The organism is Sphingomonas eleionomae (assembly GCF_049889035.1).
Lineage (GTDB): Bacteria > Pseudomonadota > Alphaproteobacteria > Sphingomonadales > Sphingomonadaceae > Sphingomonas.
In genome coordinates this window covers 1-4,151 of sequence record NZ_JBLTWP010000007.1, presented here as the reverse complement: position 1 = coordinate 4,151, position 4,151 = coordinate 1, and the positions used below count along the sequence as shown (strand labels likewise).

The following is a 4,151-nucleotide window of genomic DNA, read 5'->3' as shown; positions in this document are numbered from 1 at the left end:
TCGAGGAACAGGCCAGGCGCAGGCTTGATCGGCGTTCAGGCGACGGGCTGGCCCGGAATGGTTGCCGGACCCGGATCGCCGCCCGGCATCGGCGATGGCACGTCGATATCGGGTCCGGGCACGTCGATTTCAGGCGGCGGGGCCGCAGGCTGGCCCGGCTGAGGCTGGCCGGGATGTTCCGGCGGCGGCTGAGTGGGCTGTGTCGGCGGGTTCGGCACGGGCGTTTCGGGAATGGGGGGCTCGACGGGCATCGCGTTTCTCCTCTTGCCGGTTGAACGCGCCAGCGGGCAAGTCTATCCGCTGCCGATTGGCACCGCCCGATTGAACGGCTTGCCCAACGGCCCTTGCCTGCTATAGACGCCGCCGACCGGCGGTGTCCCGATGACGGTTTGCGGGCGTGGCGGAACTGGTAGACGCGCTGGATTTAGGTTCCAGTATCGAAAGATGTGGGGGTTCGACTCCCTTCGCCCGCACCAGTCCGTCGCCCGATGGCCAGGGCACTCAATGACCCCGATGGATGAACTGGAAAGCATTGGAATGCAGACTGTCGAGACGTTGAACGAGGGCCTGAAGCGCGCCTATACGCTGACCATCACTGCCAAGGATATCGACGCGCGCGTCGATGCCGAGGTGAAGCGGGTCGCCCCGCAGGTGCGGATGCCCGGCTTCCGTCCTGGCAAGGTGCCCGCCAACCTGGTGCGCAAGATGCACGGCGAGGCGCTGGCCGCCGATGCGCTGAACAATTCGATCCAGGAGGGTATTCAGACCCTGATCGCCGAAAAGAAGCTGCGCCCCGCGATGGCGCCTTCGGTCGAGCTGGACGGCGAATACAAGCCCGGCGGGGATGCCGCGGTGAAGGTTGCGCTGGAAGTGCTGCCCGACGTGCCCGCGCCGTCGATCGACGGGCTGGCGCTGGAGCGGCTGACCGTTCCGGCCGATGATGCGGCGGTCGATGCCCAGCTGAACCAGCTGGCCAGCCAGCAGAAGCGGTTCGAGGATGCGCCGAAGACGCGCAAGGCTGCCGAAGGCGATCTGGTCGTCATGGATTTCGTCGGCACCGTCGACGGCGTCGCCTTTGACGGCGGCACCGGCACGGACATGTCAATCGAAATCGGTTCGGGTCGCCTGATCCCCGGTTTCGAAGAGCAGCTGAAGGGGGTGAAGGTCGGCGAAGAGCGCACCGTCAAGGTGACGTTCCCCGCCGATTACGGCGTCGACACCCTGTCGGGCAAGGATGCCGAGTTCGCCGTCAAGGTGACTGCGGTTCGCGTCGGCGGCGAGACCAAGGTGGATGACGAGTTCGCCAAGTCGCTGGGCCTCGAAAGCCTTGAGCAGCTGCGCGGCCTGATCAAGGGTCAGATCGAGCAGGAGCTGAACGGTCTGACCCGCACGTACATGAAGCGCAAGCTGCTGGATCAGCTCGCCGCCAATCATGATTTCGACGTGCCCCCGTCGATGGTCGAGGCCGAGTTCAACCAGATTTGGCAGCAGCTGGTCCACGAAGCGGGCCATGAGGCGGACAAGGATGCCGCGCTGGCCGAGCTGGAAGTGGAAAAGGACGATTATCGCGCCATCGCGGTGCGCCGCGTCCGTCTGGGCCTGCTCCTGTCCGAAATCGGCCAGGCCAATGGCGTGACCGTGTCCGATCAGGAAATGAACCGCCTGATCGCGCAGGCCGCTCAGCAGTATAACCCGTCGGATCGCGAGCGGTTCGTCCAGTATATCCGGCAGGAGCCGATGGCCGCCGCCCAGCTGCGTGCGCCGCTGTTCGAGGACAAGGTCGTCGACTTCCTGTTCGGCAAGGCCGAGATCACCGACCGCGAAGTGACGCGCGAGGAACTGGAAGCTGCGATCGAGAGCGAAGACGGCGCGGTTCCGCATGTTCATGGCCCGGGCTGCGGTCACGACCACGACCATGACGAAAAGCCCGCCGCCAAGAAGGCTGCACCCGCCAAGAAGGCTCCGGCCAAGAAGGCTGCTGCCAAGGCCGAGCCTGAAGCGGAAACTGTGACGGAAGAGGCGCCGAAGAAGAAGGCGCCGGCCAAGAAGAAGGCGGAACCGGCCGAGGCAGCGCTCGCCGCTGACGCCGACCAGCCCGCAGCGGCCCCGAAGAAGAAGGCTCCGACCAAGAAGAAGACCGAAGCCTGACGAACTGGCCGCTGACCGCGGACATTTGAAATCGGAAAGGCCGGGGCGATGCTCCGGCCTTCTCATTTCTGTCCGGGTTGTCAGTGGCGGGGCAGGGCGCCGATGCTCAGGTGGCGGGAACTCGCGTGCGGATGGCGAGCGCGTGGATTCGGCCGGCGAGGAGGTCGGCAAGTTCGCGATTCACCATCCGTTGCTGTTCGACGCGCGATTTGCCCGCAAAAACAGCGCTTTCGATCGTCACCGTGAAATGCGATTCGCCCGTCCCGTCATCGCCCATATGGCCGGCATGGTGATGGCTGTCGTTCACCACCTTAAGTAGCGAAGGCGCGAAGGCGAGGGTGAGACGAGCAGTGACTTCGGCGGCAACAGGGCCGGTAGCGGGATCGGTCATCCCCCCTATATAGACGATTTGTTTCGAGGAGCCACGTGGCAAGCCGTTCTGATTCCCCGCGCGCCGACCGACCCCGCACGCGCTTTCACGGCCGGGTGGAGGGGACCGGCCAGGTGTGCGCCCATCCCGGATGCAACGAGCCGGGCGAATTTCGCGCGCCGCTGGGTACCGCCGGATCGGGCTTTGACGGCCCGGGTCAGTATCAATGGCTGTGCCTGGACCATGTCCGCGAATTCAACACGCGGTATAATTTCTTCACCGGCATGACGCCGGACGAGATTCACGAGGCGCAGCGCCCGACCGCGGGGTGGGAACGAGAAACCCGTGCCTTCAACGCAACCGGCGGGGCGGACCGGCCACCGCGCTGGGCCGATTTCGCCGATCCGCTGGACGCTATCGGCGCACGGTTCAAGCGTCGGATGGAGGAGGAGCGGCAGCGTCCGGACGGCCGCCCCCTGACGGGCCGCGAGCGTGCCGCACTGAAGGTGTTGGACCTGCCGATCGACGTCGACCGGCGGGCGCTGCGCCAGCGCTATTCGGAACTGGTCCGCAAGTTCCACCCGGATCGGAACGGCGGCGACCGCACCCATGAACGCGCGCTACAGGCAGTGATCGAGGCATATGACACGCTGAAGGGATCGGCCGTGTTTGCGTGAGAGTGGGCTATTTGCGATGCCGGTGCAATCGAACTGCACAGGATCGGGTCTGGTTCACTGCACTCTACGAACATCGCTTGCAATGGCTTGAACCGAGCTAGCAATTCCGGGGCTGTTCAAGTTGCCATTAGCCCGCCTGCTCTAAATGGAGTTGAGTAATTCGCTCCGAGCACACCGAATGCACCACGCGGCCAAGCTCCTCGACCCGTTCGCCGAGCCAGCGAAGCTCCTCCTCGCTGATCCGGTAGTGCTTGGAGTAGCGGGCCTTCACATAGGCTTCCTTGAGCTTCTCCCAGGCGCGCTGCTCGAACCGGCGATCGGCAGGCCAGACATCGACCAGCCGCCGGTCCAGCCGCTCGGCCTGGGTGCGCAGGAACCCGATATTATGAACATGCGGCGTGTAGAAGGTCACGGCCAGCAGCAGGCAGTGGTAAAGCGTTTCGGTCGTCTGATGGAGCAAGAAAGCCGCTTCCTTCGAGAAGCTTTGGGCCATGGCATCCTGCGACAACTTGAACTTGCGCATTCCTGCAGGGAACCACTCCTCGAAGTATTCTGTCGCCATGGCGAGGGCCTGTTCGGGCGTTTTGGGCTTGGGGGTGTGGAGCTCGGTATCGTCGAACTGGTAAAGCGCGATGCCGTCGCGGGCGATGTCCATGAAGAAATAGCGGCCATGGGCAAGCCCGTCATTCACCTCCTGCAGGGTATGGACGATGAAGTTGACCGGGGTGCTCAGCGTCCTGGTGATGCCAAGCTCGCGGTTGAGCCGGTCCTCGAGCTTCAGCCAGTAGGTGACCCGGTCGGTGAGGCGCTTGTCGTTGACAATGACCAGGAGGTCGAAGTCCGACTTGTAGCCCTTGGCGGTATGCGGCTCATCGACCCAGCCGCCCCTGGCATAGCTGCCATAGAGGATGACCTTGAGGATGCGGCCCTTCTTCTTCCACTCATGCTTGGCCAGC

General features: G+C 64.3%; 5 protein-coding genes and 1 tRNA gene. 3 read left to right on the top strand and 3 right to left on the bottom strand.

Annotation, left to right across the window (positions count from 1 at the left end; genetic code table 11):
• Positions 1 to 35: 35 nt before the first annotated feature.
• Positions 36 to 251, bottom strand: coding sequence for a hypothetical protein (locus ACNI3Q_RS14635; RefSeq protein WP_426277963.1), 216 nt, complete (start codon positions 249 to 251; stop codon positions 36 to 38).
• Between the two features lie 140 nt (positions 252 to 391).
• Here ACNI3Q_RS14635 and ACNI3Q_RS14630 point away from each other — a divergent pair.
• A tRNA-Leu gene (locus tag ACNI3Q_RS14630) sits at positions 392 to 476 on the top strand.
• A 61-nt stretch (positions 477 to 537) separates the two neighbouring features.
• Entirely contained in the window at positions 538 to 2,148 is a 1,611-nt protein-coding gene (gene tig / locus ACNI3Q_RS14625; RefSeq protein ID WP_426277965.1) for a trigger factor, read from the top strand.
• Positions 2,149 to 2,254: 106 nt separating this feature from the next.
• Here tig and ACNI3Q_RS14620 read toward each other — a convergent pair whose 3' ends face one another.
• Entirely contained in the window at positions 2,255 to 2,539 is a 285-nt protein-coding gene (locus ACNI3Q_RS14620) for a BolA family protein (RefSeq protein WP_426277961.1), read from the bottom strand.
• A 35-nt stretch (positions 2,540 to 2,574) separates the two neighbouring features.
• Between ACNI3Q_RS14620 and ACNI3Q_RS14615 the strand changes: the two genes are divergently transcribed.
• Positions 2,575 to 3,195, top strand: a complete 621-nt coding sequence (locus ACNI3Q_RS14615; protein ID WP_426277959.1) for a J domain-containing protein — start codon at positions 2,575 to 2,577, stop codon at positions 3,193 to 3,195.
• A 127-nt stretch (positions 3,196 to 3,322) separates the two neighbouring features.
• On the opposite strand, the gene ACNI3Q_RS14610 is transcribed toward ACNI3Q_RS14615, so the two are convergent.
• The coding region (locus ACNI3Q_RS14610; protein ID WP_426277957.1) for a nucleotidyltransferase domain-containing protein at positions 3,323 to 4,151 on the bottom strand (829 nt) is incomplete at its 5' end.